Source organism: Streptococcus nasisuis (assembly GCF_040836615.1).
In the GTDB taxonomy this organism is placed as follows: domain Bacteria; phylum Bacillota; class Bacilli; order Lactobacillales; family Streptococcaceae; genus Streptococcus; species Streptococcus suis_V.
The window spans coordinates 53,019-80,007 of the sequence record NZ_CP162268.1 but is presented as its reverse complement, the minus strand read 5'-3'; the positions used below and the strand labels follow the sequence as shown (position 1 = coordinate 80,007).

Here is a 26,989-nt window from a genome sequence, read left to right as displayed (position 1 = left end):
TCCTTCTGAACCTGTATAATGTTTCTTGCACACCTTAATAGAAAGTAGAGGATTTCTTATGAAATTTCCTTTTAGTAAATCGGCTACAGCCTTGACCTTGGCAGTCTTGGCAACTAGTAGCGCACAATTGGTCCAGGCTGAAGAGGTAACAACACCAGCAAGTCAACCAACGGTGACAAACGAAACTGCACCAGCACCAACTGAGGGAACTGGGGAAGATACTAGTCAGCCTGTCCTCGCTGCTGAACCAATCACAACGACCACAACAGAAGTTGCCCCTCCAGTAGAAGGCCAGACGGTCGATGTCCGCATCCTGTCTACAACAGACCTCCACACCAACCTGGTCAACTACGATTACTACCAGGACAAGGAGTCACAAAACCTTGGCTTGGCCAAGACAGCTGTCCTCATCGAAGAGGCACGCGCTGAAAATCCAAACACCGTTACGGTCGACAATGGAGACCTGATCCAAGGTACACCACTGGGCACCTACAAGGCTATCGTTGACCCTGTTGAGACTGGCGAAAAACACCCTATGTACGCTGCACTGGAAGAGCTTGATTTTGACGCATCGACACTGGGTAACCATGAATTTAACTACGGCTTGGACTTCCTTCATACTGTATTAGCTTCAACCAGCCTTCCGGTGGTCAATGCCAACGTAGTGGATGCAAAATCCCTCCAACCTGTCTTTAAAACCTACGAATTGGTGACCAAGACCTTTACCGACACAACTGGTCGCCCTGTCAACCTCAACATCGGTATTACCGGTATTGTTCCGCCTCAGATTCTCAATTGGGACAAGGCAAACCTAGAAGGCAAGGTAGTGGTCAACGATGCCGTCCAAGCTGTGAAAGAAATTGTGCCCGTTATCAAGCAAGTTGGTGCAGACATCGTTCTGGTTCTTTCCCACTCTGGTATCGGTGATGATACTTACGAAGTTGGCGAAGAAAATGTGGGCTACCATATCGCAGGGATCGACGGTGTCGATGCGGTTGTGACTGGACATTCTCATGCCCTCTTCCCAACCATGAACCCTGAAAAGCCTGGTTTCTATGCCCAATACGCTGGTGTTGATGATGTGAACGGCACCATTAACGGCACTCCAGTGACCATGGCAGGTAAATACGGTGACCACCTGGGTATCATTGACCTCAAGGTGACCTACACCGACGGCAAGTGGAATGTGGTAGACGGCAAGGGACAAATCCGCAAGATTGATACCAAGTCTCCTGTGGCTGACCCAGAAATCCTTGCCCTTGCGAAAGAGGCTCACGATGCGACAGTTACTTATGTCAATGAAAAAGTTGGTGAAACCAGCGCCCGCATTCACAGCTACTTCTCCCTAGTAAAAGATGACCCGTCTGTTCAGATTGTCAACAAGGCCCAGCTCTGGTACTTGGAAAAAGAATTGGCTGGCACAGAGGAAGGCAAGTTGCCACTCCTTTCTGCAGCAGCTCCGTTCAAGGCTGGTGGTCGCGGTATTTCTGAGGGCGATAACTACACAGACATCCCAGCTGGTTCCATTGCTATCAAAAACGTAGCCGACCTCTATCTTTATGATAATGTCACCGCTATTCTGAAAATCACTGGTGCTGACCTGAAAGAATGGTTGGAAATGTCTGCTGGTCAATTCAACCAAGTGGACCGAAACAACAAAGAGCCTCAGGAGTTGCTCAACATTAACTTCCGTAACTATAACTTCGATGTTATAGACGGTGTAACCTATACCTACGATATTACCCAGCCAAACAAATACGATACCAGCGGTAAGCTTGTCAATAAAGATGCTAGCCGTGTCCGTGACCTCAAGTACAATGGTCAGCCTGTTACGGATGACATGGAATTCATGGTGGCGACCAATAACTACCGCGCTAGTGGTACTTTCCCTGGTGTGAAAAATGCGACGGTCAACCGCCTGCTCAACCTGGAAAACCGCCAAGTAATCATCAACTATATCCTAGAGGAGAAAAATATCAACCCTTCTGCCGATAGCAACTGGCGTTTTGCGGATACTATCAAGGGCCTAGACCTTCGTTTCCGTACATCAAACTCTGCTAAGGATTTGATTGCTGCAGAGAAGTTGGAAGATGTGGAATATATTGAAGAATTTGTAGGTGACGGAGTCAACGGCATGGGCGTTTACCGCTTCCTCTACACTGAGCCTAAACCAGAATCTGCGACTCCTCCAACCATTGACATTATCATCCCAACTCCTCAAACACCTAATCCAAAACCACAAAAACCAATCAAGCCTGGTCAAGCAAATGCTGGTGGCCAAGTCATCACCCTTTCATCTGGTCAGAAAATTACCTTGCCAGCTGACAAGCCTGTCGAGACCACACCAGCTCCAGGAGTGAAAACATTGCCAAACACAGGCGATGCGACTTCTGTGCTCAGCTTGATTGGTATCGGACTTGCAGGATTAGCAGGACTGGCTGCTAAACGCAGGGAAGATTAAATCTGATTGATTAGATAAGGAAAACGAACAAATCCGCAAGGAAATGTTCGTTTTTATATGTATCTGAACCCCAAAGCACATCTCCTTGACAAGTCTCAAAAAAACTTTATAATAAGAGTTAGATAACCCAAGAAAAAGGAAGTGAAAAAAATAATGGCTGAAATTATTACTACTGTTGGGGTATTCCTTGTTGTAGGTTGGTTGCTGGTTAAACTCCACCCTCACACAGAGGAACAAACTGAGTACAAACGTAGAGCACTAATTGACAAAATGTATCGCGATACATTTGGAGATGACGACTAAGGATTTAGAAAGCAAGCCCGATTGGACTTGCTTTTTATGATGTCGTATAGATAGGGACGAGGTACTCTTCTTGTGGAGTTTTCACTGTATAGGTACCCAGAAGTTTGCCCTCTTGCTCCAGACGGTAGGTCTCATTTTTATAGCGTGTTTCCAAGCGAATGATCCCGTATTCCCCAGCAGGCACGGGATAGGATATCGTTGAGCTGAACCAATTCCAACCAAAGCCCTTGCTTTCGGTCCACTCCATCATCTGCCCCTCCTCGCCACCATAGACCTTATCCACCAGATCCTCACCCATTTCTCTCGTTTCAAAGTTTTTTTCTAAAACCGCTTGGTCTTCCTCGATTCCGGACACAAAGGCGGTCCTAACTTCCAGATTTTCAAAAGTATAGATGACCCCTGTCTCCCGGTCCTGTAAGACCAGGTCGGACAAGATTTTATAGTTAGTTCCTGGGATAACCCCTACCTGTCGCCACAGCAGAAAGGCCAAACCTGCCACCAGTAACAGGATCAGATACCACGATTTCCAAATGCGGCTCTACCAAACCATTGAAAGCCGGATCTACAAAGGACTGACCACGGAAGGGTTCATAGAACCTCTTCTCCTCCAAAAGTCCCGTCAATAAGACCTCCTTGGACTCTGGCTGACTTGCTAAGCGATCCCATTGATTGGCAAGGGCTCCCCCGGCCGCATGAAACAGTTCAAAATGCAGGATTTCCTGCTCAGCAGCCTGGACGGATTGCTCCGCTGGACTGGAGGGAATATAGCTGACACTCATCCGACAGGAAGCTAGGCACAGACTGGCAACACATAGTAGAGAAAAGGAAAACCACTTACGCATAAAATCACCTACTTTCAACTGTATTATAACAACACTTATATGGAAAAGGCAGTCAATTATGTGTAAATGGTGACGAATTTATTGGAAATAAGCCCAGACAACAGCAACCAGCACCGCAGGCAACATATTGGCCACACGAATTTTCCGGTCCCAGACGATATTGACCCCGACGCAGAAAATAAGGACCGAGCCGACCATAGATAGATTGCTCAGTGCCTGCTCTGTCATCAAGGGCTCAATCAAGCGGGCTAGCATTGTCAGCGAACCTTGAAAGAGAAAGACCGGTACAGCTGAAAAGCCAGCTCCCTTGCCCAGACTAGAGGTCATTATCAAGATAATGATGAAATCCAAAATACTCTTGATAGCCAAGAGGCGGTAATCACCCGTCAGTCCGTCTTGGATGGATCCAATAATGGCCATAGCACCGATACAGACCGTCAGAGAGGCTGTTAGAAAAGCGTCGATAAAATGCGGATCCTTGCTATTACCAGATTTCTCCCGCAGCCAAATGCCCAGTCGCTCAAACCAGCCCTCAATATGGAGCAACTCTCCAATCAGAGTTCCTAGAGCCAAACTGATGACCAAGAGCATGGAATTCCGACCAGTCAAGTTGCCATCTGCTACAGCCAGCAGACCTTCCAGACTGCCTGAAATTCCTAAAAAGAGGACCGCAATCCCGCTGGCCATGGTTAGACCGGACTGATGGCGTTCCTTGAGCAAATGACCAAACCAAGACCCTAGCACACCTGCTAGGGCGATGGCGATGGTATTGATAATGGTTCCTAAGGCGAACATGAATCTCCTTATTTCAACAATTCCCTTGCGTAGCTAATAGCAGAAAGAGCATAGAGTGGAGCCGTTTCCGCTCGAAGAATGCGAGGTCCAAGGCCTGTCTTGATAGCTCCTGCTCCTTCAAATGCGACTACTTCCTCAGGCGACACGCCACCTTCTGGACCGACGATGACCAGAACTGATTGTCCAACTTCTAAGCCAGATAACATTTTCACTAGATTGACTTGTTCGCCCTCTTTTGCAGCCTCTTCGTAGGCTAAGATAATCTGGTCAAATGCTGCCAGTTGAGATAGAAAATCCACTTTTTTCTCAAATAAACGAACAGCTGGAATCCGATTGCGTTTGCTTTGCTCGGCTGCGCCTTGAGCAATTTTTTCTAACTTTTCTGCTTTTTTTGCCAGTTTTTTACCGTCCCATTTGACCACAGACCAGTCAGCTGGAAAGGCCCAGAGGGCTGTCATGCCTAATTCCGTTGCCTTTTGGGCGACAAATTCGAGCTTATCTCCCTTAGGAAAGCCCATGGCAATAGTGACGGAAACGGGTAATTCGACATTGTCTGCCAGTTCTTCGATGATTTCAACAGATTGGTCCTGGCTATCTACTACCCGTGCCAAGCGTTTAATCTCATCATCAAAGACCAGGACAATCTGGTCGTCTGCCTGCAAGCGCATGACAGAAAACATGTGCTTGGCAGTGTCCTTATCCTTAATCTGGAAAATGCCCTGCGGTGCTCTGCCATTGACAAAATACTGCTGCATCCTAGCCTCCAATCATACCTGAGCGGTCAGCGGTTTTCTTGAAGATACAGCAATTCCACTCGCCCTGAATCATGTGGGTCTCAAGGAAGAAGCCAGCCGCCTCCGCAGATGCTCGCACCATGTCCCACTTGTCCGCGATGATGCCGCTCATAATCAGGTAGCCCTCGTCCTTGACCAGACGGTAGGCATCCTCGGTCAGATGGATGAGAATATCCGCCAAGATGTTGGCAACGATGACTTCCGCTTCAATGTTGACGCCACGGAGGAGGTCGCCTGCCGCAACATGAATATTGCTGGTGTGGGCGTTGAGGTCAATGTTTTCCTGGGCCACACGCACCGCCACTTCATCCAAGTCATAGGCGTAAATCTCCTTGGCGCCCAAGAGAGAACTGGCAATAGAGAGGACGCCCGAGCCTGTGCCGACGTCAATGACCGTTTCACCACCACGCAAGACCTGAGAAAGAGCAAAGAGGCTCATTTTGGTCGTCGGGTGAGTTCCCGTACCGAAAGCCATGCCTGGATCCAGGCGGATAATCTTCTCACCAGCAGTCGCCTCATAGTCGGTCCAAGATGGCACAATGGTCAAATCATGGGTAATGCGGGCTGGCTCATAGTATTTCTTCCAGTTGTCCGCCCAGTCTTCCTCTGCCAGTTCCTGACTTTCTAGGCTGACCTGACCCGTTTCCAAGCCAAATCCTGTCAACTCCGCCAATTGAGTCGCCAAGTCTGCCTTAACTTCCTCAATATCCACAGTGTCAGGATAGTAGGCCGTAATCGCAATCATATCCGACTGCTCCACCTCGGGATAAAGTTCACCGAAACGGTCCTCCTGTCCCACATAGTCAGCGGAGTCGCTAATGGCCACCCCCTGACTGCCCGTTTCAATCATCAGATTTGAAACTGCTTCTTCTGCATCACGATGCACGTGAATCGTTAATTCTTGCCATGAGTTCATGTTTGTCGTTCCTTTTCTTTTCTATGCGTCAATCACTGTATTATTGTACCGATTTCTAGCCCATTTTACAAGTTAATGTTATAAGGTAAGTAAAATCAAAATAATTTTCGAATAAATGAAATGACAGGAAAATCTGAGCGGTGGTTCTGATTTCTGAAAGGTGGTGGTGCCTATGCAAATAGACACAAAATCCAACGGAAAGGAGAACCTGATTTGTCAGCAGATGAACTAATGGTCATCATAGCTTTTGCAAGCTTACTTGTAAGTATGCTTGATTTGATCATTACAATCATCGTAACCATGCTAGATAAAAAATAGACCGCCCAAGATTTCAAGCTGGCGGTCTATTTTGTCCAAAAGCTGAACCATCGCTATGGTCCTACTGGGCGTTGAGCTGGAACTCAACGCCTTTTCTATTTTTATAATAGCAAAAGTTTCGCCTGCAGTCAAGCAAGAGAGAAAACGGAATGTCAAATAGAATCTATTACCCTCAATTCTATACCCACTGCACCATATTGTTCTAATTGTTCTCGCGAATAGTAAACTTCCATATCTTCTGGTTTCGCCTCTCTGATACTGCTTTGCGTATACCCACAAGACAATAAATCTAGTTCTTTGTATAACTGAGCAAAATTATCAAATATGTGAAGATTTAATACTTGCACCTCGATCGTTTGCATCTGATTTTCTGTACAATAAAAACGGATGCGATCTCCAATTTGTATATGCTTGCGTTTCTCGTCATAAAGTCGTAGCTCAATAGTCTTCTGACCAGACTTCATCATTGCAAAAGGTTTTGGAGCCAGTAACATTTCATGAACCATCTCAATACCTCGGATATGGGTAAAATTCCCCCTCCACCAAGTCTGCTCTGCCTTTTTCAAAGGCCTCTCCGTCCCAAGCAATCGCAAATTCTTGGGCTTCTGGGTCCGCCAAAAAGTCCATGAGATCATCTAGGCCTTGGTCGGCGGTATCTTTGAGAAAACCTGCGAAATAGGTCAGAAACTCTGCTGAAAAGCCCTTCTTGGCGTCAAATGGCAGAGCGACCAGATAGTCTTCCTCATCAAAGTGAGACTTATCCTGGTTGTAGAAAAGGACATACTCCTCTAGGAAAATATCCTCCGCAGACGCATTGCCTTCGTCATCTACTGTTTCTATCCCAGCCGCATTTTGTGCTTCCAAGATAAAAGCCAACTCAACTGCGTGGTTTTTCTTGTCCCAATTGAGCTCGTAATCATAAGTAAAATGTTTGTCCAATGCTGCTTCCAGCACATCTAAAAAGCCATGTTTTGCCATTCTATTTCCTCTTTTCTATAAATTCCAATAAATTTATTTCTCGCCCGTATTTGACGGAAGCCCGCTTGTCTTTCTCCAAAATGGACTTGGTTAAATCTAGTTGATTCACCGCTGCCAAGGCTACAGCATAGTGAATGACATCAGCTAATTCTTCTGCCAGACAAGCAGAGCTGTCTTCTTCGCTATCCATCATCTTGCGGCCTGCACGTTGATTCAGTAGCTATGCCACTTCACCAATTTCTTCCACTAATTTCATAAAGAGACTTTGCTCTGGAACTGTCGTCCCATAGTGGTCACGCAAGTATTCTTCCAAAACACTCACCGTCAACTCCGCCATCTTCGTTTCTCTCCAAATCCTAAAATTGTAGTATAATGATTATACCATAAATGTACTGAAAGGAAGCCTATGCCAGCCAATCTCGCCCTTCGTATGCGGCCCAAATCCATTGATGAAGTGATCGGTCAGGAGCACCTGGTCGGCCCTGGAAAGATTATTCGCCGCATGATTGATGCCAATATGCTGTCGTCCATGATTCTCTACGGCCCGCCCGGCATCGGGAAAACCTCCATCGCATCGGCCATTGCGGGCACTACCAAGTATGCCTTTCGGACCTTTAATGCCACGACCGATAACCAGAAACGCTTGCAGGAGATTGCTGAGGAGGCCAAATTCTCAGGTGGTCTGGTCCTGCTCCTAGACGAGATCCACAGACTCAATAAAACCAAGCAGGACTTCCTGCTTCCCCTCCTAGAAAGTGGTAATATCATTCTCATCGGAGCCACGACTGAAAATCCCTTCTTCTCCATTTTACCCGCCATTCGCAGTCGGGTCCAGATTTTTCAGCTCCAACCTCTGGAAATTTCGGACATCCGTAAGGCGCTAGAGCAAGCCATAGAGGACAGGGATCGCGGCTTTGATTTTCCAGTCACTATTGATTCAGAGGCGCTGGACTTTCTAGCCCGGTCCACCAACGGAGACCTACGGGCAGCCTTCAACTCGCTGGAACTGGCTGTCTTATCCACTCAGGAAATCGATGGCGATCGCCATGTGGACTTGGATGCGGTTGAAAACAGCCTGCAAAAATCCTATATCAGCATGGACAAGAGCGGCGATGCCCACTATGACATCGTCTCAGCCCTGCAAAAATCCATTCGCGGGAGCGACGTCAATGCCAGTCTCCATTACGCCGCACGCTTGATAGAGGCTGAGGACCTGCCAAGCCTAGCTCGTCGCCTGACCATCATTGCTTACGAAGATATTGGTCTGGCCAATCCCGACGCTCAGGTCTACACCGTGACGGCCCTTGAGGCAGCCCAGAAAATTGGTTTCCCAGAGGCGCGGATTTTGATTGCCAATGTCGTGGTCAATCTGGCCCTTTCTCCCAAGTCAAACTCCGCCTACACAGCTATGGATGCGGCGCTGGCAGATTTGCGGAAATACGGGCATCTACCTATCCCCAACCATCTGCGGGACGGTCATTATGCCGGCAGCAAGGAGCTAGGCAACGCTCAAGGCTATCTTTACCCCCACAACTATCCAGAAAAATGGGTGGACCAGCAATACCTGCCCGATAAGTTAGCCCATGCGGACTACTACACGGCCAACGACACCGGCAAATACGAGCGGGCCTTGGGCATGACCCAAGAAAAAATCAAAGATCTCAAGCGAAAAAACAAAAAAAATTGAGAACGTTTACATTTTTTTGCCCATTTCCTCTTGATTTTTTTCAAAAAAGTGGTATTATTAAATCATAAATAAGAACTGCTGTGGTATACGAATTCATACCTATGTGTTGACCGACTATTTTTGTATTACTAGGGAGACAAAGATCTTTTGGCAGTATGCAAGCTGGATCACCCAGAAGCAACTAAGTCAGAAACACGTCACCCACCTGCTTCTAGCGTGCGGGATCAATACAATTCATGGATAACCGGTACCAATACAGCATTTTTATTTTTACCTTCCTTAGCTCAGCTGGCAGAGCAGCGGACTCTTAATCCGTGGGTCGTAGGTTCGATCCCTACAGGGAGGATCATGATGGGAAACATCTCCTTGAGCCTTGGAAACAAGGCTTTTTATGTGTCCAGAAATCAGAAAACCAGCTCCACTTGAAAGCTGGTTCGAGCCAATAAATATCACTATCAGACCATGCAAAAAATCTAGATTTGATGTTAGCAAAATGTCAATTTTCCAACCTCTCCCACAAGACAACTTTCCCTTCTTGGAGAGACTTTTTCACGTCAATGATGCGTTGGTTAGAAGAGCCGCGAAATTGGAGCATGAGGTTCCGTTTTGTCTTGTCATAGCGGCCATCGACTAGGATATCCAAATGGGATAACAACTCCAGCTTGTCTGGGGTTTCCTGCATCAATTCTTCCCATGTGTAGCCTGTCCAGGACCAAATATCCTTTTCTGGCAATTCCGTCCGCACCCGCTTGACCAGGGGAAGGACGGTCCCCGTATTGAGAAAAGGCTCGCCGCCCAAAAGGGTCAAGCCCTGCACATAGGGCTGGGCCAAGTCTGCTAAGATGCGGTCTTCCAGCTCCTGAGTGTAGGGAATGCCGGCCTTGAAGGACCAGGTGGCAACATTGTAGCAGCCCTCGCAGTGAAAGAGACAGCCGCTGACGTAGAGAGAGCAGCGCACGCCTTCACCATCCACAAAATTAAAGGCCTTGTAGTCCATAATCCGTCCCTGACTGAGTTCTTCGGATTTCCATTCTTGGGGTTTGGGATTGTTCATATCAGCACTCTTCTATATAGTATCTCTCCGTGCCATGACGGACGTCTTCGAGGCTACCTCCGCAGGCTAGGATAGTTCGCTTGCTGGCTGTATTGGTCTCATCACAGGTCACAAGGACCTTAGGGATGTTTTTGGAAAATGCTTCCTGCACACCAAGGCGCAACTGCTCCTTGGCATAGCCCTTCTGCCGCTGGCTAGGGCGGATAGAATAGCCAATGTGTCCACCAATGTTGAGCAGATAATCACTGAGACGCAGGCGTAGACTGAGAAAACCGACTGCTTGCCCAGCATCATCAAAGGAGACATACTGGATAGAAGGGACAAAGCCCTCTGGCAAATTCAGTCCCATTTCCCAGTCCTGACCTTGCTGCAACCAGCTTTCAAAGTCAAAATTCGCAAAGAGATTGCCGCCGTCTGTTGCGGACTCTTCTCGCTCAAATTCAGCAATCATATCCAAAATCGTTTCTTTATCTACTAAGGTTGGTCGTCTTAAAGTCAATTTCGTTTGGGATGGTGACATGTAATTCTCCTATTCCTTTATCTGCGTATACAATTTGGTGACAGATCCAGTGGCTGAGTAGGCTCGAGCTTGGGCTGACTGGATTTTTCTTGCTTTCTAGGGCTTGGAAAAACTCTTCGACAATGCTTTCAAAGCCGCGTTTGTAAAGAGTTGTGTCCCAAGAACCAAAGCCTTCTATGATTTCTTGGTTGGCGGTAAAGGTGCGCAATTCTTCTAAGTTTTTAACCTGATGGGTCGCTTGCGGTGTCTGGACTTCCATGATTTCCCGACGGCTGCCCGACTGGAGATTCATGGATACGACCACAGAAGTTTGAGCGGTTTGAAGGGTCACATTGACCTGACTGAGTTTATTATTTTCCAGATAGTAGGCATAGGAACCTGACAGAGGCTGGTCATCCAGCAAGTAAAGGGCTGTATCCAGCGGGTGGATAAAGAGGTCAAAGAGCTTGAATTGCAGGTCGCCCAAGCCATTGACTTCATTTTTCTCGACAACAATTCTCCGCTTGTTGGGCTTGGTTTTCAATTCTTGAACCTTGGGAGCAAAGCGACGATTGAAACCAGCCATGAGTAGGACTCCCTTGGACTGGGCTAATTTGTAAAGCTCTGCCGACTGGTAAAAATCCTCGGCCAGTGGCTTGTCCATGTAGACAGGAATGCCACGCTCCAAAAACAGCTCTGCCATTTCCACATGGGCCTGAGTCGCCACATGAATCATGACACCGTCCAAGTCTGCCTCGGCCAAATCTTGTGCTGTCGCATAGGTCTGACTGCGGGGCAAACTGGCCGCAATGCTTGACAGAACTTCTTGATTGCGGGTGAACAAATGCCAGTCAATGCCTGACAAACTCCGCAGATAGGTCAGGTAGGCCTTTTGAAAAATACCTCCTAAACCGACGAGACCGATTTTTAGCATGGACATGTCTCCTCTTACTTTCCAAATCTTTTCCTTAAAAATTCACTCAAAATATCCACATCCAGGCCCAAATCTCGGATAATAATCGCCTTGTGGAAATCATCATAGTTATCCTTACCAGACCAGACAAAGGAGTTAGTCACAATCTGGTAGCTGGTATCCGGCTCAATCGCTCTGCCATTGACCAAAAAATCATCGCCTTGGCGAGAAATGCCATGAAGCTGTGGATGGAGACCGGTCGAGAGGCTGGACATCAAATCTTGACCCTTGATACTGACCAGGAGCACGCGCTTGGAGAAGGGCAAAACCTTGACCACATCGCTATAGTAAATCGGGCCTGCGTTGAGCGACATCCGAATACCAAAACCATTGATGACCGCTCCGTCCGGCTGATAACCGAGAGCAACCGCCTGCTCAAAAAGGGCCTGCGTAATCAGAGGTGCCAGCGTAGACTGTCCCTGACGGATGTTCTCCCGCTCACCATCCAAGGTTTGAGGCAGGTTCGCAATAGAATGGGCAAAGCGAGCATTGCGCTCCGCCTGCATCTGCTCGATAAATTCCCGAATGGTCGGCTCTTCTGTTGTCAGCTGCTCAATCTCCACCAAGTCATAGGACAGCACCTCATGACTGCCGTCATCGTAGCAACGGAGCAGAAGATTGCCCAGAAAACGCCCATACTGTCCCGCTTGGAAAATGCTGACGCTACCGACCTGACTGGGTTCTTTCAAAATCGTATGGGTGTGACCACCGAAAATGACATTGATTTCCGGAAACTCCGCCGCCAGCTGAACATCTTGGTCATAGCCCAAATGACTGAGCAAGACAATGTGCGCCTGCTTATCCATCTCGGACAAGGTCCGCTTGAGCGCCTATCCGTGGTCCTCAAAGACCACATTGTCCGTCGGTGAAGCCACTTCCTCGGTCTCCAAGGTCGTTAAGCCCAAGACATAGAGCGGTCGACCCGCCATATCAAAGACCAACTTGTCTTTCAAGGGCACCAATTCGTCTGCATCGGCTGGATTGCGGTAGGAAATATTGGTGGAGACAATCGGAAAAGCCGCAAAGTCGTCCAAGCGACTGAGCAACTCGTCTCCGTGGTCAAATTCGTGATTACCCAAGGTCATGGCCTGACAACCAATGGCATTCATGAGCTGGATTTCCTTTACCCCACGGTACATATTGAAGAAAATATTCCCCGAAAAAAGGTCGCCACTGTCAAAGACAAAAGTCGGAATGTTTTTCGCCCGGTTTGTCTCCTTAATCTCAGCAATCAGCGCTGCCTTCTTGGGAAAATTCTCTATATAAGAGTGCATATCATTGCTGTGGAGAATGGTAATATCGCGATAGTTCTTAGACATTACGTTTCTTCTGCGCCTTTTGTAAAAATTGTTGACGAAGGGTGGCTAGCTTGTCTTGCTTGCTGTCTCCCCCCTTTGCATTCTTCTCATGATAACGCTGCACCAAGGCCTTGCCCTTATCATCTAGTTGGTATTTACCCATTTTTCTCCTTTTCCTTTCTAAATCATTGCCTAGCAATACCCCATTATAGCATATTTTCTAAATCCAATTGACAAGACCGTCGTCTATTTACTATGATAATCAAGCCCCGTAACAATATGAAGGGAGGAGAATTGCTTGGATATAGAAACAATCTTTACCCTTTATCTTGCACCATTGTTGGTCGGTATTCTTACAACCTTGCTTGAATATTGGCTAAACAATCGTAACAAGTAACTCTTCGGGGAATCGAGTAGGGACTAATTTCTAGTCCCTCTCACACCACCGTGCGTGCCGTTCGGCACACGGCGGTTCAACTAACTTTTAACGCATGTCGTTTTAGATAATAATCTAGGCAAGAAACCAGTCCACGTTTAGCGAGGACTGGTTTTGATATGGCACGTTTCAGTACAGACCTCTGAGCCACTAATTGATAATGGTCTCCCCAGCCAGATACTTTATCCGCTATCCACTTCGGTACTCCTAATTTGAGAAGTCCCCATAATCGCCTAGATTTCTTCTTCCATTGTTTCCAGATAATAACTCTTATTCGAGTTCTTAGTCGTTCATCAATGCTTTCCATGACTGATTTCATGTTCGTCATAGAAAAGTAGTTTATCCAACCTCGGATGACCCAGTTTAGTCGCTCAATTCGGCTGTCTAAGTCAATACTCCACTTACGGGCCGTTAGTTTCTTGAGTTTTCTCTTGAAACTCTGTACGCTATCCTGATGCGGACGACTTTTCCAGCCCTCAGATGATTTCCAGAACCCAAATCCTAGGTACTTTAATTTGCTCGGTCTCACAATCTTGGTCTTGGTCATGTTGACTTTCAAACCTAATCGTTTTTCAATATAACGACAAATTGAATGCATCACACGTTTAGCCGCCGCATCACTACCGACTGTGATGACGCAGTCATCTGCGTAGCGAACGAAGCGAAGTCCACGATTTTCCAACTCTTTATCTAGCTCATTAAGCATGATATTGGACAGGAGCGGTGATAGGTTTCCTCCTTGTGGAGTTCCAACTAGTGTTTTATACCGTTGTCCGTTGATGACTACACCTGAATGAAGGTACTTACGAATTAAAGATTCTGTATCTCCATCTTGGATAATGTTATGAACAAGCGACATCAGTCTATCTTGAGGAACGGTATCAAAGAACTTCTCCAGGTCTATGTCTACTATCCACTCATAACCGTCATTAAGGTATTCTAATAACTGGATAATAGCTTGTTCGCATGACCGATTGGGTCTGAATCCGTAACTCCTCTCAGAGAAATAGGGTTCACAAATAGGACTAATGACTTGGACAATAGCTTGTTGTATCATTCTATCCATGACCGTTGGGATACCTAACTGACGGTCTCCGCCGTTAGGTTTGGGAATTTCAACTCGTAAGACTGGCTGAGGTTTGTACTTCCTCTGCTTTATGAGTTCTTTAGTTGAACGCCAGTGTTTGCGGAGATAGTCATCTATTTCGTCAATAGTTACGCCGTCAATTCCTGCTGAACCTTTATTGGCTCTAACTTGATTGTAGGCTTCAAGCATATTGGACCGAGATAGGATATTATCTAGTAACTGTGACATGTGCGTATTCCTTTCTTGTTTCGGTGTCTGAGGGACGTCTTATATTGGTGAACTTTCCTCTAGTCAATACGTGACCGCACCCAGTTCTATCAGACCGCTAGTTTTACAGACACAAGTGAAGTAGGTATACTTCGGTTAATTGTTCAGCCCTTCGCTCCACCTCTATTACAGAAGTTTCATCGCTACTATGGCCTCGGCTGACTTCTCATGATTCGTTGTTACTACGTCTTTGACGCTCATGAGACCTCACGGGATAAGTCGTACATCTTTCCTCGTTTACTCTCGTGATTTACGTCTATAGGTTACGACTACCTTTTTGGACTTTAGAGTTGTATGCCCCCTCATCCCCTATATACGCCTTGTTATCACGTTTCTGTTCGTAGAGCCACGATTTCGCTATCCCTTCCTCTCCCCGCTACCTCACGATAGTCAGGCTTGGGAGTCGCTTTGGGGTTCACCGGTAGCGGGTGTCCACGGAGGACTTTCACCTCAGATGTACGACATGCCCGTCGTACATAAAAAAGCCCTCAACGTTGCAATGTTGAGGGCTTTTTGAATCACTTGAACAAGTGAAACAATCTTTACCTTATGACTAAAGCATAGCACCCCGTGATGTTCTTGTCAATGAATTTCTATTTTCCTACAAACTCGACCCGTTCATGTGTTTGACGCGGGCGGAGATTTCTTTGTGTCGACCATTGACCATGGGACGGGCTTGAGGGTTGCCCAGATAACCACAGGTCCGTTTGACAACATCTACTAGTTTTGGATCGCTATTGCCACAGCTTGGACACTTGAACCCACGCTCAGTCGGCTCGAAGTCGCCTTCAAAACCGCAGGCATAACAATGATCAATCGGCGTATTGGTCCCCAAATAACCGACACGGTCATAGGCATAGTCCCACACCGCCTCGAGAGCCTTAGGATTTTGCTGTAGAACAGGGTATTCGCAATAATGGATGAAGCCACCGCTAGCACCCGCCTCCGGATAAACCTTTTCAAAATCCAGCTTTTCAAACGGCGTCGGATTTTTCCGCACATCATAATGGAAGGAATTTGTATAGTATTCCTTATCCGTAATGTCCTTGACCAACCCGAATTTCTCCGTATCCAAACGGCAGAAACGGTCTGTCAAACTTTCTGATGGGGTTGAGTAAACAGAAAAATGGTAGCCGTATTCGTCAGACCAGTCGCCAGCCAACTCCTTCATCCGCTTGATAATAGAAACCGTGAAGTCCTTGGCTTCAGGATTTCCTTCCCAGGCACCGCCGTAAAACACAGTCGCCACTTCGTAGAGACCGATATAGCCTAGAGAAACAGTTGCACGACGGTTCTTAAAGACCTGATCAACAGCGTCCGTCTTGGCCAAACGTTTCCCAAAAGCTCCGTACTGATAGAGAATAGGCGCATTTGCCGGCGTCGCTTCCTTGACCCGCTCGACACGATAGACCAAGGCATCCTTGACAATAGCCATGCGTTCTGCAAAAATTTCCCAGAATTTTTCTTTACTACCCCCACTTTCAAGGGCAATACGTGGTAGATTGACGGTCACCACACCCAAATTCATCCGACCGGAATTGACTTCAAGGCCATTTTCATCCTTCCAACCTTGCAAGAAAGAGCGGCAACCCATAGGAACCTTGAAAGAACCCGTTAACTCAATAATCTTGTCATAGGACAGCATATCTGGATACATGCGCTTGGTTGCACACTCAATCGCCAGTTGCTTAATATCATAATTGGGCGAATCGGGCTCCAAATTTAGCCCGCGTTTGACAGTGAAAATCAATTTTGGAAAGATGGCTGTCCGTCCTTCGCGCCCCAAACCCTTGATACGGATGTTGAGAATCGCCTTCTGGATTTCCCGCTCAAACCAAGAAGTTCCTAAACCGAAACCAAGCGAAGTAAAGGGCGTTTGACCATTGGACGTAAAGAGAGTGTTAATTTCGTATTCCAAAGACTGCATAGCGTCATAAATATCCTTCTGGGTCTTGGCACGCGCATATTCTTCAGCCTTGTCTGGCAGCACCCATTCCGCCGCATCCTTCAAATGCTTTCGATAATTGAGCTCAGCATAAGGCGCCAACACCTCGTCAATACGGTCCGCCGAGCAGCCACCGTACTGGCTAGAAGCCACATTGGCAATAATTTGCGAAATCTGCGCCGTCGCTGTCTGGATGGACTTAGGACTTTCCACATCGGCATTTCCAATCTTAAACCCTTGCGCTAACATGCCCTTGAAATCAATCAAGCAGCAGTTGGTCATGGGCGTGTAAGGACTATAATCCAAATCGTGGTAATGAATATCCCCCTTCTGGTGAGCGTTGGCAACGTGGGCTGGCAGGAGCTTGAGCCCGATAGATTTGCCAACAATCCCAGCCGTCAAATCACGTTGCGTATTAAAGACATCCGCATCCTTATTGGCGTTTTCATTGACGACAGACTGATCTTTGCTGAGCAATTTGTGGATTTCAAAGTTGATGTCCGTCGCTTGATGCCGGCGAAAATCGCGTTGCGTTCGGTACTGGATATAACGCTCTGCCAAGTCATAGAGGTGGGACTTGAGCAATTCCTGTTCGACAACCGTCTGAATTTCATAAATTTGCACATCCTTGGTAAAACGACGGGCAATTTCCTGCAGGGCCCCTGCCAAAACGACTGACAGACCCACATCTGACACAGGATGGTCCAATTCTTGATTAGCCCGCTGCAAGGCAGAATAAATCTTTTCTTGTTCAAAAGCGACCGTTCGACCGTCACGCTTTAAGACCGCTAATTCTAATTCGGGTAAGATTGTTTCTTGCACTTTCATCTGGCTATCCTCCATTTTTCTCACTGCTTATAGTCTAGCACTTTGAATGACGAAAATCAATATCTAGTATACATTTTCGAAAATTTTCATTTTTTACACAATATATAGATAAAAAGCAACTACTTTCATAGTCGCTTTCATTCTTTTTCTTGATATAGTTTGAAGTGATTGAAGCTGAGTTGGACAGGGTCATAATTGTCTTCTAGGGTCGCTGAGACCTGTTCCAAGAGCGGAATCTCCGAATTTACCAAGATATACTTGGCTCCCCCTTGATTCAAATCATAGATTAAATTGTTTCGGTTGTCTTCCGTGTTAAGATAGGGTTGAGCTGTAATCAGACTAGCAGACGAGATCCGCTGACTTTCTAGATAGGCTTGTGCACTATTATCCCAGGCATAAATCTGGTCATCACTGGTCGTGTTATCCCGGATATAGCGGGCTATTTCCTGCCTCTCCACACGGACCGGTTCTTCAAACAGATAGGCGTAGGTTGGTTGCAAAAATAGGGCTAGAAGCATCAAAATAGGCAGATAATAACTAGCTTTTAGATAGCTATAATCCTCATTCTCCTCCTCATCCAGCATCTCAAACTCTTCATCAGTTTCTGGACCATGCAAAGATGCTGCAGCTAGCACAAAACCATACGGAATCAAGGCCGTCAATTGGCTCCATTCAAAATTTGGATTCCCAATCAGGAAAACCATTTGAACAAGAAAAACCAGTAACATTATCAGCTTAATTTCTGTCTGTTGCCCCTTGCTAATAGACAATAGGGTTGTCAAAATATGATTTAAAAATCCTGAAATCAGCAGGAAACCAAAAACCACAGCCAGGGTAATCAAAATGCCTTCATAGGTAAATTGTAGGCTAATATTGTAGAGAAAAGTCTGTTGAATTGCCATTCCCAGAATCTGCTCGATGAATGTGTAATAGCCTACAGCGTAGACAACGAGAAGAAAACCAAATACAGCTGCTAAAAACTGATAAACACCTCTCGCCAACCTCTTGTTTCGACTATTGTACACAAATAAAACCAGGGGCGATACCAGCCATAAAATCAGACTTTTAGGGTAAATCATAAATACAATCGCCGCATCAATCCCGTAGAGAATGAAACCTTCGTCACTGACTGCATCATTTATATAGCGAATCAAAAACCAGATACTGGTCAGCACAAAAGGTAGAGCAAAGATGCTGGCATAGAGTCCACCCAAGTCCACCACCAGCAAGAAACAATAGAACCAAAAATTGATATGGTGGGCAACCCGCTGTGAACGACTAAAATATGCACTAATCTTATTGAGATAAATCCCTGCTATCAAGAGAGCGATGAACTGAAAAATCATCAAGCCAATGGTCGTATTGAACAGGGAACCAACAGCCAAGATTAGGTAATAGAGGACACCATTGGTTCCAAAAAAATACTCATAAGGCTTATGACCAGCCTGCATTGCCATGCCTGCATAGAGTGCCTGTGACTGCAAATTGGTCGCAAAGGAACTCAAAAGAGGATTGGCAACATTCAATACACTCAGAAATAAACTCCACAGTAGGGTCGGCCAAATAGGCACATCCGGCACATTCCGTATAAATTCATGGTAGGCTTGCTTTCTCCGTTTAGAACGATGCCTGCGGCCACCCCACAAACTTTTATCTCCCAAATTTACACTTGACTCTACTTCTGTCATAACTCACTCCTTGGATTTACTTTACTCATTATATCAAAAAGCTCGAGGCATGTCATTGACTTTCGGAAGTTGTTTGGTCATTTCCGACCCTGTACCTTTCTCCGTCCAGCTCTTGTACTTGGACCATAGCCTCCAAGGGATAGCGGATGGTCCTATAGCTAATCTGGCCCCCATTCTGATTGGAAAACAGACTGGCATAGCGTTCAATCTGACGAAATGTATGGCGTTGGGCACGCTTGTACTCTATCAAAAATTCCTCATTATTTTTCTGTCTCATACCTATTTATTCGCAAAAAGCGGTCCAAAAACCGCTTAGTTCAGATATTTTTTTCGGACTTCCGAGATGAAATAGAGGGAACCTGTGACAATCAGGATGCCCTGGTCTTGTTCCTGAAATTCCTGTATAAAGCCTTCATAATCAGCTACGTAGGTCAGCCCCTGACGCTGCTCCTCTTTCAAGGCTCCGTCGTAGGCAAAGCTGGTCAAGACAAGCTGGATACCTGGCAATATTTCCTCTAATAAATCCAGCATTTCCTGAAAATCCTTGCGCTGCAGGGCTGAAAATAAGAGGGTCACAGGCTGGTCCTGCATCTCAATGAACTCAATCAAGCGTTCCATGGCAGGAACGTTATGGGCGCCGTCTAGGTATATCTTGGGGTTTTCGGCTATCAATTCCAAACGTCCTGCCCAGCTGGTTTGGGCTAGAGCCTGTCTGACCAAATCCGCAGAAACAGTTTGCCCAATTTGCTCCATATAAAGCAAGAAACTCTGCAGAGCCAGGGCCGCATTTTCTTGCTGGTGCTGACCTGGGAGACCCAAGACTAATTCTGACAGCTGAAAACTTGGACTATTGAAAGTAGCTGCTTTAGAGGTAAATTCTTGACCCAGCTGGTAGATTGGAGCTTTTTTTTCAGCAGCAATTTGGCGAATTTGCTGGCTGATGTCGGCAGAAAATGGTCCCAGAACGACAGGCATCTCTGGCTTGATAATTCCTGCTTTCTGCTCTGCTATTTCTCCCAAAGTCGCGCCTAATAAATCCTGGTGATCCAGACCTATGGAAGTGATGATGCTGAGGGCCGGGGAGACTACATTGGTCGTGTCCAGAAGGCCGCCGATGCCAACTTCGATAAGTGCCAGGTCAGGCTGCTGCTCGCGAAAATAGAGGAACATGATTAGAACCATGACCTCGAAATAGCGGAAGGGTTCATAGACCGTAGCAACCTCCTGCTCCAACTCATAGACCTGCTGGAGAAGGCGCTGAAAATCCTGGTCTGAAATCGGTGTCTGATCAATGCAAATCCTGTCGTGTACCGTGACCATGTGAGGGGAGACAAAACTGCCGACCCGCAGTCCGTGAGCCTGAAAGAGCTGGCGCATAAAGGCAATCGTTGAGCCCTTGCCATTGGTCCCCGCCACATGAATGGCCGGCAAATCCAAGTGAGGCTTGCCCAACAAATCCAGGGCATAGGTAATTTTCTCTAACTTGTAATGAAATAGCTGACCCTGCTTACTGTTGAGCCAGGTGTCTAATTTGTGAAAAGTTTGCATGTATTAAGTATAGCAAAAAACCAACAATTGCGTTGGTTTTTGACGGATATGATATTAGCCTTTCCACCACCAATCCCAGCCAGTTCCGAACGTTGTAAATGCCTTAATAAAATTCATAATCTTTAGTCTCCTTTATTTTGATGAGACTATTATAGAATTTTATTGGGTCAGTAAACAGGACAAAAATGTCACTTGTTTTTTATAGTTCTCTCATCCCAACTTGCTCCTCTTCTGCAGGTTGTCACAATGCTCTTCATAAGCATCTTACACTTTTCCAGTGGAATCCCCTTTCCATGATTCTTCTAGTTTAGCCACCAAATGATCATCACCTATTAATTTCGCAAACATAACAGCCTCTTCGTACAATTTTTGTGCCTCTTCACGGTCACTGTTGGTATATAGTACGTATTTCCACTTTAATAGATTCAGAATCGGTTTCTTTTGGAAATCGTGCGTCTGGACCATTATCTGGTCTAGAGTATCAAAAATAGGCGGAATATAGTCATAACACTCCTTAGTCCCAAGGATACCAATAGAAGCTAGCATCACATCACGCAAAATAAATAGCTCATTTGAATCTATAGCTTCCACCTGTACCGGAAAATGCTGGGTAATATCTAAAAAATGTTGAAATCTTGGCGAGGTCATGTCCTCATCCTGTAAATGCTCCAAATATAGCCGCACAACCAATAAATCATTGACAGTAAATTTATCTTTACGATGAACCTGCTCGAAATAATCATCTAAGATAGCTTTCCCAAAATGGACAGACTTTGTTTCATATATGTCAACAAAAGACTGAAAAGCATCAATTGCTATCTGCTCTTCCTCTGGCAGGTCGTCGTAATAGTCGTCATAAATTTCTTCCATCAGACGATTGCGTTTTTCTATCAAGTCCGTATTTTCATAGGTCGGTGTGCGGAGAACCTCAAACTTTAATTTCGAGTATCTATCTGGGAGCTTAACATAGTCTGGCATCAATTCATACAAGGTCATTCCCAAACGTGTGGCAATGTACTGGATTTTAGACAACGTGGGTTTTGAGCTGCCAGTCTCAATCCGAATCAATTGCCGGACTGAAAGTTCAACCTCATCACCACAAAACTGTTCGCGCGTCAAATTAATCTGCTCTCTCAGCTGGCGAATACGTTGCCCAAATTCCTTATCGTTCATATAATTCCCCTTTATTTATACTAAAATATGGTTAATTATACCAAATTTTTCAAGAAAAAAACAAACTTTCTTTTGTAAACTACGGTAGAAAGTTTATTTTTTATGTGAAATTTCTAAATTCATACTGACGGAACAATCTGCAATAAACTCTCGATTTTTATATTCCCTTCCACCCCGTCAATCTGCAAGTTTATACTGCCAATCCCTGCAGCCAGAGCGGTTTCCACGTCTAGCAGGCGGTCGCCAACATAGTAGGTGGTCGATTTATCTAAGTCATATTTTTCAATCAAATACAGCAAAGCCTCCGGGGCCGGCTTTCTGGCAAAACCCGAGTCACTGGTCAGAATTTCCGTAAAATAATGGTCGACGCCCAAATCCTCCAAAACCTGAAAAGCATTGTCACTCTTGTGGGTGTAAATAAAGTTTTGAATGCCCTCCTGCACGGTCCATTCCAGCAGCTCACGCGCGCCCTCCATCAACTGGATAGCCGTGTTCTTCTCACGGAGAGAGTTGGCTCGGGCTTGATTGAGCTGCGCCAAGTCCTTACCATATTTCTGAGCATCTAGCGCCAGCAAATCCTTGACTGAATAAGTGAGAATAAAGGCATGAATTTCCTCGCGGTCAAAGGGAATATCAAATTGGGCATAGGTTTCTTCGATACCTGCTAGAATCGCCTGGTAGGAGTCTAGCAGGGTACCGTCTAAGTCCCAGATAAAAGTCGGTTTCATGTCGCTTCTCCCTTTCCGCTCTGCTATTTTCCATCCGGATAAGGATAGCCCAAATGCTCATAAGCCTTGGCTGTCGCAACCCGACCGGTCCGTGTCCGCATCAGAAAGCCCTGCTGGATGAGATAAGGTTCATACATATCCTCGACCGTCTCACGTTCCTCGGCGATGTTGACTGACAGGGTATTGAGCCCGACAGGTCCACCACCGTACATCTCAATCATGGTCCGTAAAATCTTCTGGTCCACATAGTCCAGCCCCTCTCGGTCCACGTCCAGCATGGTCAGGGCCTTATCCGTGATAGCATCGTCAATCAGACCGTCGCCCATAATCTGGGCAAAATCCCGCACCCGCTTGAGCAGGCGATTGGCGATACGGGGTGTTCCTCGAGATCGACGAGCCAGCTCAATAGCCGCCTCATGAGTAATCTCCATCTCAAAGATGTCCGCCGTCCGCTCAACAATCTCCGTCAAATCAGCCAGCTCATAATATTCCATGTGGCCTGTAATCCCGAAACGAGCCCGTAGAGGATTTGACAGCATGCCCGCCCGAGTCGTCGCCCCAATCAAAGTAAAAGGTGGCAATTCCAAATGGACGGAGCGGCTGGCTTCACCAGCTCCAATCATGATGTCAATGTAGAAATCCTCCATGGCACTGTAAAGGATTTCCTCCACAGCCATGGGCATGCGGTGGATTTCATCGATAAAGAGAACGTCGCCTGGCTCTAGGTCGTTGAGAAGCGCCACCAAATCACCCGCCTTTTCAATGACGGGGCCGCTGGTTTGCTTGATATTAACGCCCAGTTCATTGGCAATCACAAAAGCCATAGTGGTCTTACCCAAACCCGGAGGACCGAAGAGCAGGGTGTGGTCCAGAGCCTCGTCGCGCAATTTGGCTGCCTCGATAAAAATTTTCAGCTGGTCCTTGACCTTGTCCTGACCGATGTATTCATTTAATTTCTGCGGACGCAGGGTGCGCTCAACGTACTCCTCATCCTGCATTTGTTCCGTATCTAAAATTCTTGTCATGAGATTATTATAGCACAAAAGAAAAGACCAGACTAAGTCTGGCATTTTCCGGAGATTATATGATACCTAGCTCTTGTCGCTGGCAACTTAGAGATAGCGGAATGAGGGAGAAGTCGTTGTCATTCTAGGACCTTCCGGCTGTGGCAAGAGCACCTTGTTGCGTTGTATCAACAAATTAGAAACCATCCAAGGCGGGGACATTCTCCTAGACGGCCAATCCATCCTTTCTGGAAACCTGTCTCTGCAGGATATTCGCCAGAAAATCGGCATGGTATTCCAAGACTATGAGCTCTTCCCCCACATGAATGTCTTGCAAAATCTTACTCTGGCACCAACCAAAGCCTTAAAACGCAATAAGGCAGAGGTACAGACCGAAGCCGAAAGCCTCCTCAAACGAGTTGGACTGGAAAATAAAAAAGATAGCTTTGCACGAGAATTATCCGGTGGACAGAAGCAACGGGTCGCCATTATCCGCTCCCTGCTGATGCACCCCGACATCATTCTCTTTGACGAAGTAACAGCATCCCTCGACCCTGAGATGGTTCGTGAAGTCTTGATGTTGATCAATGACCTTGCCAAAGAAGGACGAACCATGCTGATTGTCACCCATGAATTAGAATTCGCACGCGCCATTGCCGACCGTATTATTTTCATGGACAAGGGCCAAATTATTGAGGAAAACACCGCCCAAGAGTTCTTCCAATCACCCAAAACCGAACGGGCTCAAGCCTTTCTAACTACCTTTGATTTCAACCATTTTTAAAACAAAAAGGAGATTATGATGAAAATTTTTAAACCACTTCTAGCTGTCCTCAGTTTACTTGCAGCCGTCATTCTCGTTGCTTGCGGTAATTCTTCAACTTCTACCAGCGGCGCGACTGCTCGTACGCTCGAACAGATCAAAGAAAGCGGAACAGTCAAAATTGGTGTTTTTAGTGATAAAAAACCTTTCGGCTATGTCGATGAAAACGGTGAATACCAAGGATACGATATTTATCTCGGCAACCGCTTGGCTGAAGAATTGGGCGTAAAAGTCGAATACGTTCCTGTCGAGGCAGCCAACCGCGTCGAATACCTCACTTCTGCGAAGGTTGACATTATCCTAGCCAACTTTACCGTAACGGATGAACGCAAAGAACAGGTCGACTTTGCTCTGCCGTATATGAAGGTCTCTCTCGGTGTCGTTTCACCAAGTTCCGCACTTATTACAGATCCAGAGCAGCTGAATGGCAAAACACTCATTGTCAGCAAAGGAACGACTGCCGAAGTGTATTTTGAGAAAAATCACCCAGAAGTCAAACTCCAAAAATACAATCAGTACAGCGAAGCCTATGAGGCTCTCCTAGACGGACGTGGTGACGCAATGAGTACAGACAACACTGAAGTTCTGGCTTGGGCTTTGGAAAATAAAGGCTTTGAAGTCGGTATCAAAACTCTTGGCGATGTCGATACAATTGCTCCTGCAGTCCAAAAAGGCAATAAGGAATTGCTAGATTTCATCAATCAAACCATTGAGAAACTCGGTCAAAAACAATTCTTCCACAAGGCCTACGAAGAAACTCTCCATCCTGTTTACGGTGACGCTGCTAAAGCAGACGACCTCGTCGTAGAAGGCGGAGTAGTCGAATAATACAAAGCGAAAAGGTGCAGATAATCTGTGCCTTTTACTGTAGCAAAAAACGACCAGCCAATGGATAAGGCTGGTCATTTTTCGGAGTTTTATATGAAAAAGAAATTTCGCTATTTCTAGCTTGGATATAGTATAGAATATCAAACTTAAAGAAAGCTGAAAAAATTTTTCAAGTTATTCTTCAATCTTCACACGGATAAACCATTTTTTGAAATGTTTGTTGCCCGATTTTATCTGTCTATCTACCAGGTTTTCTACATATTTCTCAAACTTGCTCTCTAGTTTTGAAACTTTTTCTCCTCCAGCATCTGGTTGACCAAAGAATAAAATATTGTTTTTTGACATTTGGGTTCCTCCTCACTTATATTATTCGCAAGTAAAGAAAAAATTCTCTGGAAATCCAAAGAATTTTGATTTTTTATAATCCAAGTCGGTCAAAGATGTCATCCACCCGCTTAGCATAGTAGTCTGGGTTGAAGAGTTCATCGATTTCTTCCTGGCTAAGTTTGGCAGTCACACGCTCATCCGCTTCGAGGAGGGGCTTGAAGTCCACTTGATTATCCCATGAATGAGCTGTTTTTGGTTGCACCAAGTCATAGGCTTCCTCACGGGTCATGCCTTTTTCAATCAAGCTGAGCATGACACGCTGACTGTAAATCAAGCCAAAAGTTGACTCCATATTGCGTTTCATATTTTCAGGAAAGACCGTCAAATTCTTAACAATATTGCCAAAACGATTGAGCATGTAGTTGATGAGGGTAGTCGTATCCGGCGTGATAATACGCTCCGCTGACGAGTGGGAGATATCGCGTTCGTGCCAGAGAGCCACATTCTCAAAAGCCGTCACCAAGTGACCACGCACCACACGAGCCAGACCAGTCATATTTTCAGAGCCGATAGGGTTGCGTTTATGGGGCATAGCAGAGCTACCTTTTTGGCCTTTGGCAAAGAACTCTTCGACTTCGCGTTGTTCAGATTTTTGTAGTCCACGGATTTCTGTCGCCATACGCTCGATAGACGTTGCAATCAAGGCTAGGGCTGAGAAATATTCTGCGTGGAGGTCACGAGGAAGGACCTGGGTCGAAATTTCTTGCGGACGAATGCCCAATTTGCCACAAACATACTCTTCCACAAACGGAGGAATGTTGGCAAAGTTTCCAACCGCACCTGAAATTTTACCAGCCTCAACGCCCTTAGCCGCCACATCAAAACGCTCCATATTGCGTTTCATTTCGCTATACCAAGTCGCCAACTTCAGACCGAAGGTCGTTGGCTCCGCATGGACGCCGTGGGTCCGCCCCATCATGATGGTGTACTTGTGCTCACGCGCCTTGTCAGCGATGATAGTGGTAAAGTTTTCAAGGTCGCGACGGATGATGTCGTTGGCCTGCTTGTAGAGGTAGCCGTAAGCCGTATCCACCACGTCGGTCGAGGTCAGACCATAGTGGACCCACTTCCGTTCCTCGCCAAGACTTTCCGAAACCGCACGCGTGAAAGCCACCACATCGTGACGGGTTTCCTCTTCAATCTCTAAAATGCGGTCGATGTCAAAAGTCGCCTTCTCACGAATCAGCGCCACATCAGCCTTCGGAATCTCACCCAACTCAGCCCAAGCCTCATCAGCGAGGATTTCCACCTCCAACCAAGCCTTATACTTGTTCTCTTCACTCCAAATAGCCGCCATCTCTGGGCGGGAATAACGTGTTAGCATGTTTT

At 46.3% G+C, this 26,989-nt stretch carries 28 protein-coding genes, 1 tRNA gene, 1 other RNA gene and 2 pseudogenes; 8 read left to right on the top strand and 24 right to left on the bottom strand.

Features of this window, described 5'->3' with window-relative positions; all coding sequences use genetic code 11:
* Positions 1-58: 58 nt before the first annotated feature.
* Entirely contained in the window at positions 59-2,461 is a 2,403-nt protein-coding gene (locus AB1F57_RS00485) for a bifunctional 2',3'-cyclic-nucleotide 2'-phosphodiesterase/3'-nucleotidase (protein ID WP_367985896.1), read from the top strand.
* 153 nt (positions 2,462-2,614) lie between these two features.
* A complete protein-coding gene (locus tag AB1F57_RS00480; protein WP_161498038.1) occupies positions 2,615-2,764 on the top strand; it encodes a hypothetical protein in 150 nt (49 codons plus the stop codon).
* A gap of 34 nt (positions 2,765-2,798) precedes the next feature.
* Here the strand turns inward: AB1F57_RS00480 and AB1F57_RS00475 are convergent, their stop codons facing one another.
* The 8 genes and pseudogenes from AB1F57_RS00475 to AB1F57_RS00440 form a co-directional block, all read right to left on the bottom strand.
* A complete protein-coding gene (locus AB1F57_RS00475) occupies positions 2,799-3,254 on the bottom strand; it encodes a hypothetical protein (protein WP_367985895.1) in 456 nt (151 codons plus the stop codon).
* Positions 3,208-3,606: a hypothetical protein gene (locus AB1F57_RS00470; RefSeq protein WP_167785995.1), complete on the bottom strand. Its 399-nt coding sequence runs from the start codon at positions 3,604-3,606 to the stop codon at positions 3,208-3,210. The genes AB1F57_RS00475 and AB1F57_RS00470 overlap by 47 nt, the downstream gene beginning before the upstream one ends.
* Before the next feature lie 78 nt (positions 3,607-3,684).
* The gene (locus tag AB1F57_RS00465) at positions 3,685-4,401 is read right to left on the bottom strand and encodes a DUF554 domain-containing protein (protein ID WP_367985894.1); all 717 of its coding nucleotides are present in this window, start codon (positions 4,399-4,401) and stop codon (positions 3,685-3,687) included.
* A gap of 8 nt (positions 4,402-4,409) precedes the next feature.
* Entirely contained in the window at positions 4,410-5,156 is a 747-nt protein-coding gene (locus AB1F57_RS00460) for a 16S rRNA (uracil(1498)-N(3))-methyltransferase (protein ID WP_367985893.1), read from the bottom strand.
* Position 5,157: 1 nt separating this feature from the next.
* The gene (gene prmA / locus AB1F57_RS00455) at positions 5,158-6,111 is read right to left on the bottom strand and encodes a 50S ribosomal protein L11 methyltransferase (RefSeq protein WP_367985891.1); all 954 of its coding nucleotides are present in this window, start codon (positions 6,109-6,111) and stop codon (positions 5,158-5,160) included.
* A 470-nt stretch (positions 6,112-6,581) separates the two neighbouring features.
* Positions 6,582-6,935, bottom strand: coding sequence for an ASCH domain-containing protein (locus AB1F57_RS00450; RefSeq protein ID WP_167785999.1), 354 nt, complete (start codon positions 6,933-6,935; stop codon positions 6,582-6,584).
* 1 nt (position 6,936) lies between these two features.
* Positions 6,937-7,407 carry a DUF3013 family protein gene (locus AB1F57_RS00445; RefSeq protein ID WP_367985890.1) on the bottom strand — a complete coding sequence of 157 codons (471 nt, stop codon included), beginning with the start codon at positions 7,405-7,407 and terminating at the stop codon, positions 6,937-6,939.
* Position 7,408: 1 nt separating this feature from the next.
* Positions 7,409-7,744, bottom strand: a pseudogene (locus tag AB1F57_RS00440) (MazG nucleotide pyrophosphohydrolase domain-containing protein).
* A 69-nt stretch (positions 7,745-7,813) separates the two neighbouring features.
* On the opposite strand from AB1F57_RS00440, the gene AB1F57_RS00435 reads away from it, so the two are divergent.
* The 3 genes from AB1F57_RS00435 (at position 7,814) to AB1F57_RS00425 (ending at position 9,440) form a co-directional block, all read left to right on the top strand.
* Entirely contained in the window at positions 7,814-9,094 is a 1,281-nt protein-coding gene (locus AB1F57_RS00435; RefSeq protein WP_167786002.1) for a replication-associated recombination protein A, read from the top strand.
* Positions 9,095-9,166: 72 nt separating this feature from the next.
* Positions 9,167-9,360: non-coding RNA, 6S RNA (ssrS, locus tag AB1F57_RS00430), on the top strand.
* Between the two features lie 7 nt (positions 9,361-9,367).
* Positions 9,368-9,440 (top strand) — tRNA-Lys (locus tag AB1F57_RS00425).
* A 150-nt stretch (positions 9,441-9,590) separates the two neighbouring features.
* Here the strand turns inward: AB1F57_RS00425 and nrdG are convergent.
* The 6 genes from nrdG to AB1F57_RS00395 are packed head-to-tail and all read right to left on the bottom strand — an operon-like array spanning position 9,591 to position 13,081.
* Positions 9,591-10,148, bottom strand: coding sequence for an anaerobic ribonucleoside-triphosphate reductase activating protein (gene nrdG, locus AB1F57_RS00420; RefSeq protein WP_167786003.1), 558 nt, complete (start codon positions 10,146-10,148; stop codon positions 9,591-9,593).
* A gap of 1 nt (position 10,149) precedes the next feature.
* Positions 10,150-10,647, bottom strand: coding sequence for a GNAT family N-acetyltransferase (locus tag AB1F57_RS00415; protein ID WP_105160537.1), 498 nt, complete (start codon positions 10,645-10,647; stop codon positions 10,150-10,152).
* A complete protein-coding gene (locus tag AB1F57_RS00410; RefSeq protein WP_172059556.1) occupies positions 10,616-11,581 on the bottom strand; it encodes a Gfo/Idh/MocA family oxidoreductase in 966 nt (321 codons plus the stop codon). The genes AB1F57_RS00415 and AB1F57_RS00410 overlap by 32 nt, the downstream gene beginning before the upstream one ends.
* Positions 11,582-11,595: 14 nt before the next feature.
* Positions 11,596-12,426 (bottom strand): bifunctional UDP-sugar hydrolase/5'-nucleotidase, encoded by an 831-nt coding sequence (locus AB1F57_RS00405; RefSeq protein WP_367985889.1) that lies wholly within the window; start codon positions 12,424-12,426, stop codon positions 11,596-11,598.
* 24 nt (positions 12,427-12,450) lie between these two features.
* Complete coding sequence (locus AB1F57_RS00400; RefSeq protein WP_367985888.1) at positions 12,451-12,939, bottom strand: metallophosphoesterase; 489 nt, start codon at positions 12,937-12,939, stop codon at positions 12,451-12,453.
* The gene (locus tag AB1F57_RS00395) at positions 12,932-13,081 is read right to left on the bottom strand and encodes a hypothetical protein (RefSeq protein WP_167786006.1); all 150 of its coding nucleotides are present in this window, start codon (positions 13,079-13,081) and stop codon (positions 12,932-12,934) included. The genes AB1F57_RS00400 and AB1F57_RS00395 overlap by 8 nt, the downstream gene beginning before the upstream one ends.
* A 135-nt stretch (positions 13,082-13,216) precedes the next feature.
* On the opposite strand from AB1F57_RS00395, the gene AB1F57_RS00390 reads away from it, so the two are divergent.
* Entirely contained in the window at positions 13,217-13,315 is a 99-nt protein-coding gene (locus tag AB1F57_RS00390; protein WP_209306960.1) for a type I toxin-antitoxin system Fst family toxin, read from the top strand.
* 76 nt (positions 13,316-13,391) lie between these two features.
* Here AB1F57_RS00390 and ltrA read toward each other — a convergent pair whose 3' ends face one another.
* The 8 genes from ltrA to ruvB form a co-directional block, all read right to left on the bottom strand.
* Positions 13,392-14,669: a group II intron reverse transcriptase/maturase gene (gene ltrA / locus AB1F57_RS00385; RefSeq protein WP_367985804.1), complete on the bottom strand. Its 1,278-nt coding sequence runs from the start codon at positions 14,667-14,669 to the stop codon at positions 13,392-13,394.
* Positions 14,670-15,309: 640 nt separating this feature from the next.
* Positions 15,310-17,481, bottom strand: coding sequence for an anaerobic ribonucleoside-triphosphate reductase (gene nrdD, locus AB1F57_RS00380; protein WP_174852973.1), 2,172 nt, complete (start codon positions 17,479-17,481; stop codon positions 15,310-15,312).
* A gap of 137 nt (positions 17,482-17,618) precedes the next feature.
* Entirely contained in the window at positions 17,619-19,169 is a 1,551-nt protein-coding gene (locus tag AB1F57_RS00375) for a quinol oxidase (protein ID WP_174852974.1), read from the bottom strand.
* A gap of 52 nt (positions 19,170-19,221) precedes the next feature.
* Positions 19,222-19,446: a hypothetical protein gene (locus AB1F57_RS00370; RefSeq protein ID WP_167785834.1), complete on the bottom strand. Its 225-nt coding sequence runs from the start codon at positions 19,444-19,446 to the stop codon at positions 19,222-19,224.
* 35 nt (positions 19,447-19,481) lie between these two features.
* Entirely contained in the window at positions 19,482-20,717 is a 1,236-nt protein-coding gene (locus tag AB1F57_RS00365) for a folylpolyglutamate synthase/dihydrofolate synthase family protein (RefSeq protein ID WP_367985887.1), read from the bottom strand.
* Between the two features lie 264 nt (positions 20,718-20,981).
* Positions 20,982-21,890, bottom strand: a complete 909-nt coding sequence (locus AB1F57_RS00360) for a helix-turn-helix domain-containing protein (protein WP_170238944.1) — start codon at positions 21,888-21,890, stop codon at positions 20,982-20,984.
* A gap of 119 nt (positions 21,891-22,009) precedes the next feature.
* Positions 22,010-22,618, bottom strand: coding sequence for an HAD-IA family hydrolase (locus tag AB1F57_RS00355; RefSeq protein ID WP_170238945.1), 609 nt, complete (start codon positions 22,616-22,618; stop codon positions 22,010-22,012).
* A gap of 23 nt (positions 22,619-22,641) precedes the next feature.
* Positions 22,642-23,643, bottom strand: coding sequence for a Holliday junction branch migration DNA helicase RuvB (gene ruvB / locus AB1F57_RS00350; RefSeq protein ID WP_167785838.1), 1,002 nt, complete (start codon positions 23,641-23,643; stop codon positions 22,642-22,644).
* A 103-nt stretch (positions 23,644-23,746) separates the two neighbouring features.
* On the opposite strand from ruvB, the pseudogene AB1F57_RS00345 reads away from it, so the two are divergent.
* Both AB1F57_RS00345 and AB1F57_RS00340 read left to right on the top strand, forming a co-directional pair.
* Positions 23,747-24,406: pseudogene (locus AB1F57_RS00345) on the top strand (amino acid ABC transporter ATP-binding protein); the annotation flags it as partial.
* A gap of 18 nt (positions 24,407-24,424) precedes the next feature.
* Positions 24,425-25,273: a cysteine ABC transporter substrate-binding protein gene (locus AB1F57_RS00340; protein ID WP_367985886.1), complete on the top strand. Its 849-nt coding sequence runs from the start codon at positions 24,425-24,427 to the stop codon at positions 25,271-25,273.
* Positions 25,274-25,447: 174 nt separating this feature from the next.
* On the opposite strand, the gene AB1F57_RS00335 is transcribed toward AB1F57_RS00340, so the two are convergent.
* A complete protein-coding gene (locus AB1F57_RS00335) occupies positions 25,448-25,618 on the bottom strand; it encodes a hypothetical protein (RefSeq protein ID WP_172074598.1) in 171 nt (56 codons plus the stop codon).
* Positions 25,619-25,691: 73 nt separating this feature from the next.
* Positions 25,692-26,984, bottom strand: coding sequence for an adenylosuccinate lyase (gene purB / locus AB1F57_RS00330; protein ID WP_170238949.1), 1,293 nt, complete (start codon positions 26,982-26,984; stop codon positions 25,692-25,694).
* Between the last annotated feature and the right edge of the window lie 5 nt (positions 26,985-26,989).

Coding starts and splice junctions, on each gene's coding strand:
- AB1F57_RS00335 (WP_172074598.1), bottom strand. CDS start 25,618: ATGTCAAAAAACAATATTTTATTCTTTGGTCAACCAGATGCTGGAGGA.
- purB (WP_170238949.1), bottom strand. CDS start 26,984: ATGCTAACACGTTATTCCCGCCCAGAGATGGCGGCTATTTGGAGTGAA.
- AB1F57_RS00460 (WP_367985893.1), bottom strand. CDS start 5,156: ATGCAGCAGTATTTTGTCAATGGCAGAGCACCGCAGGGCATTTTCCAG.
- AB1F57_RS00405 (WP_367985889.1), bottom strand. CDS start 12,426: ATGGATAAGCAGGCGCACATTGTCTTGCTCAGTCATTTGGGCTATGAC.
- AB1F57_RS00365 (WP_367985887.1), bottom strand. CDS start 20,717: ATGCAAACTTTTCACAAATTAGACACCTGGCTCAACAGTAAGCAGGGT.
- nrdG (WP_167786003.1), bottom strand. CDS start 10,148: ATGAACAATCCCAAACCCCAAGAATGGAAATCCGAAGAACTCAGTCAG.
- AB1F57_RS00480 (WP_161498038.1), top strand. CDS start 2,615: ATGGCTGAAATTATTACTACTGTTGGGGTATTCCTTGTTGTAGGTTGG.
- AB1F57_RS00485 (WP_367985896.1), top strand. CDS start 59: ATGAAATTTCCTTTTAGTAAATCGGCTACAGCCTTGACCTTGGCAGTC.
- prmA (WP_367985891.1), bottom strand. CDS start 6,111: ATGAACTCATGGCAAGAATTAACGATTCACGTGCATCGTGATGCAGAA.
- AB1F57_RS00465 (WP_367985894.1), bottom strand. CDS start 4,401: ATGTTCGCCTTAGGAACCATTATCAATACCATCGCCATCGCCCTAGCA.
- AB1F57_RS00355 (WP_170238945.1), bottom strand. CDS start 22,618: ATGAAACCGACTTTTATCTGGGACTTAGACGGTACCCTGCTAGACTCC.
- AB1F57_RS00450 (WP_167785999.1), bottom strand. CDS start 6,935: ATGGTTCATGAAATGTTACTGGCTCCAAAACCTTTTGCAATGATGAAG.
- AB1F57_RS00340 (WP_367985886.1), top strand. CDS start 24,425: ATGAAAATTTTTAAACCACTTCTAGCTGTCCTCAGTTTACTTGCAGCC.
- AB1F57_RS00470 (WP_167785995.1), bottom strand. CDS start 3,606: ATGCGTAAGTGGTTTTCCTTTTCTCTACTATGTGTTGCCAGTCTGTGC.
- ltrA (WP_367985804.1), bottom strand. CDS start 14,669: ATGTCACAGTTACTAGATAATATCCTATCTCGGTCCAATATGCTTGAA.
- AB1F57_RS00395 (WP_167786006.1), bottom strand. CDS start 13,081: ATGGGTAAATACCAACTAGATGATAAGGGCAAGGCCTTGGTGCAGCGT.
- AB1F57_RS00445 (WP_367985890.1), bottom strand. CDS start 7,407: ATGGCAAAACATGGCTTTTTAGATGTGCTGGAAGCAGCATTGGACAAA.
- nrdD (WP_174852973.1), bottom strand. CDS start 17,481: ATGAAAGTGCAAGAAACAATCTTACCCGAATTAGAATTAGCGGTCTTA.
- AB1F57_RS00370 (WP_167785834.1), bottom strand. CDS start 19,446: ATGAGACAGAAAAATAATGAGGAATTTTTGATAGAGTACAAGCGTGCC.
- AB1F57_RS00400 (WP_367985888.1), bottom strand. CDS start 12,939: ATGTCTAAGAACTATCGCGATATTACCATTCTCCACAGCAATGATATG.
- AB1F57_RS00435 (WP_167786002.1), top strand. CDS start 7,814: ATGCCAGCCAATCTCGCCCTTCGTATGCGGCCCAAATCCATTGATGAA.
- AB1F57_RS00410 (WP_172059556.1), bottom strand. CDS start 11,581: ATGCTAAAAATCGGTCTCGTCGGTTTAGGAGGTATTTTTCAAAAGGCC.
- AB1F57_RS00375 (WP_174852974.1), bottom strand. CDS start 19,169: ATGACAGAAGTAGAGTCAAGTGTAAATTTGGGAGATAAAAGTTTGTGG.
- AB1F57_RS00360 (WP_170238944.1), bottom strand. CDS start 21,890: ATGAACGATAAGGAATTTGGGCAACGTATTCGCCAGCTGAGAGAGCAG.
- ruvB (WP_167785838.1), bottom strand. CDS start 23,643: ATGACAAGAATTTTAGATACGGAACAAATGCAGGATGAGGAGTACGTT.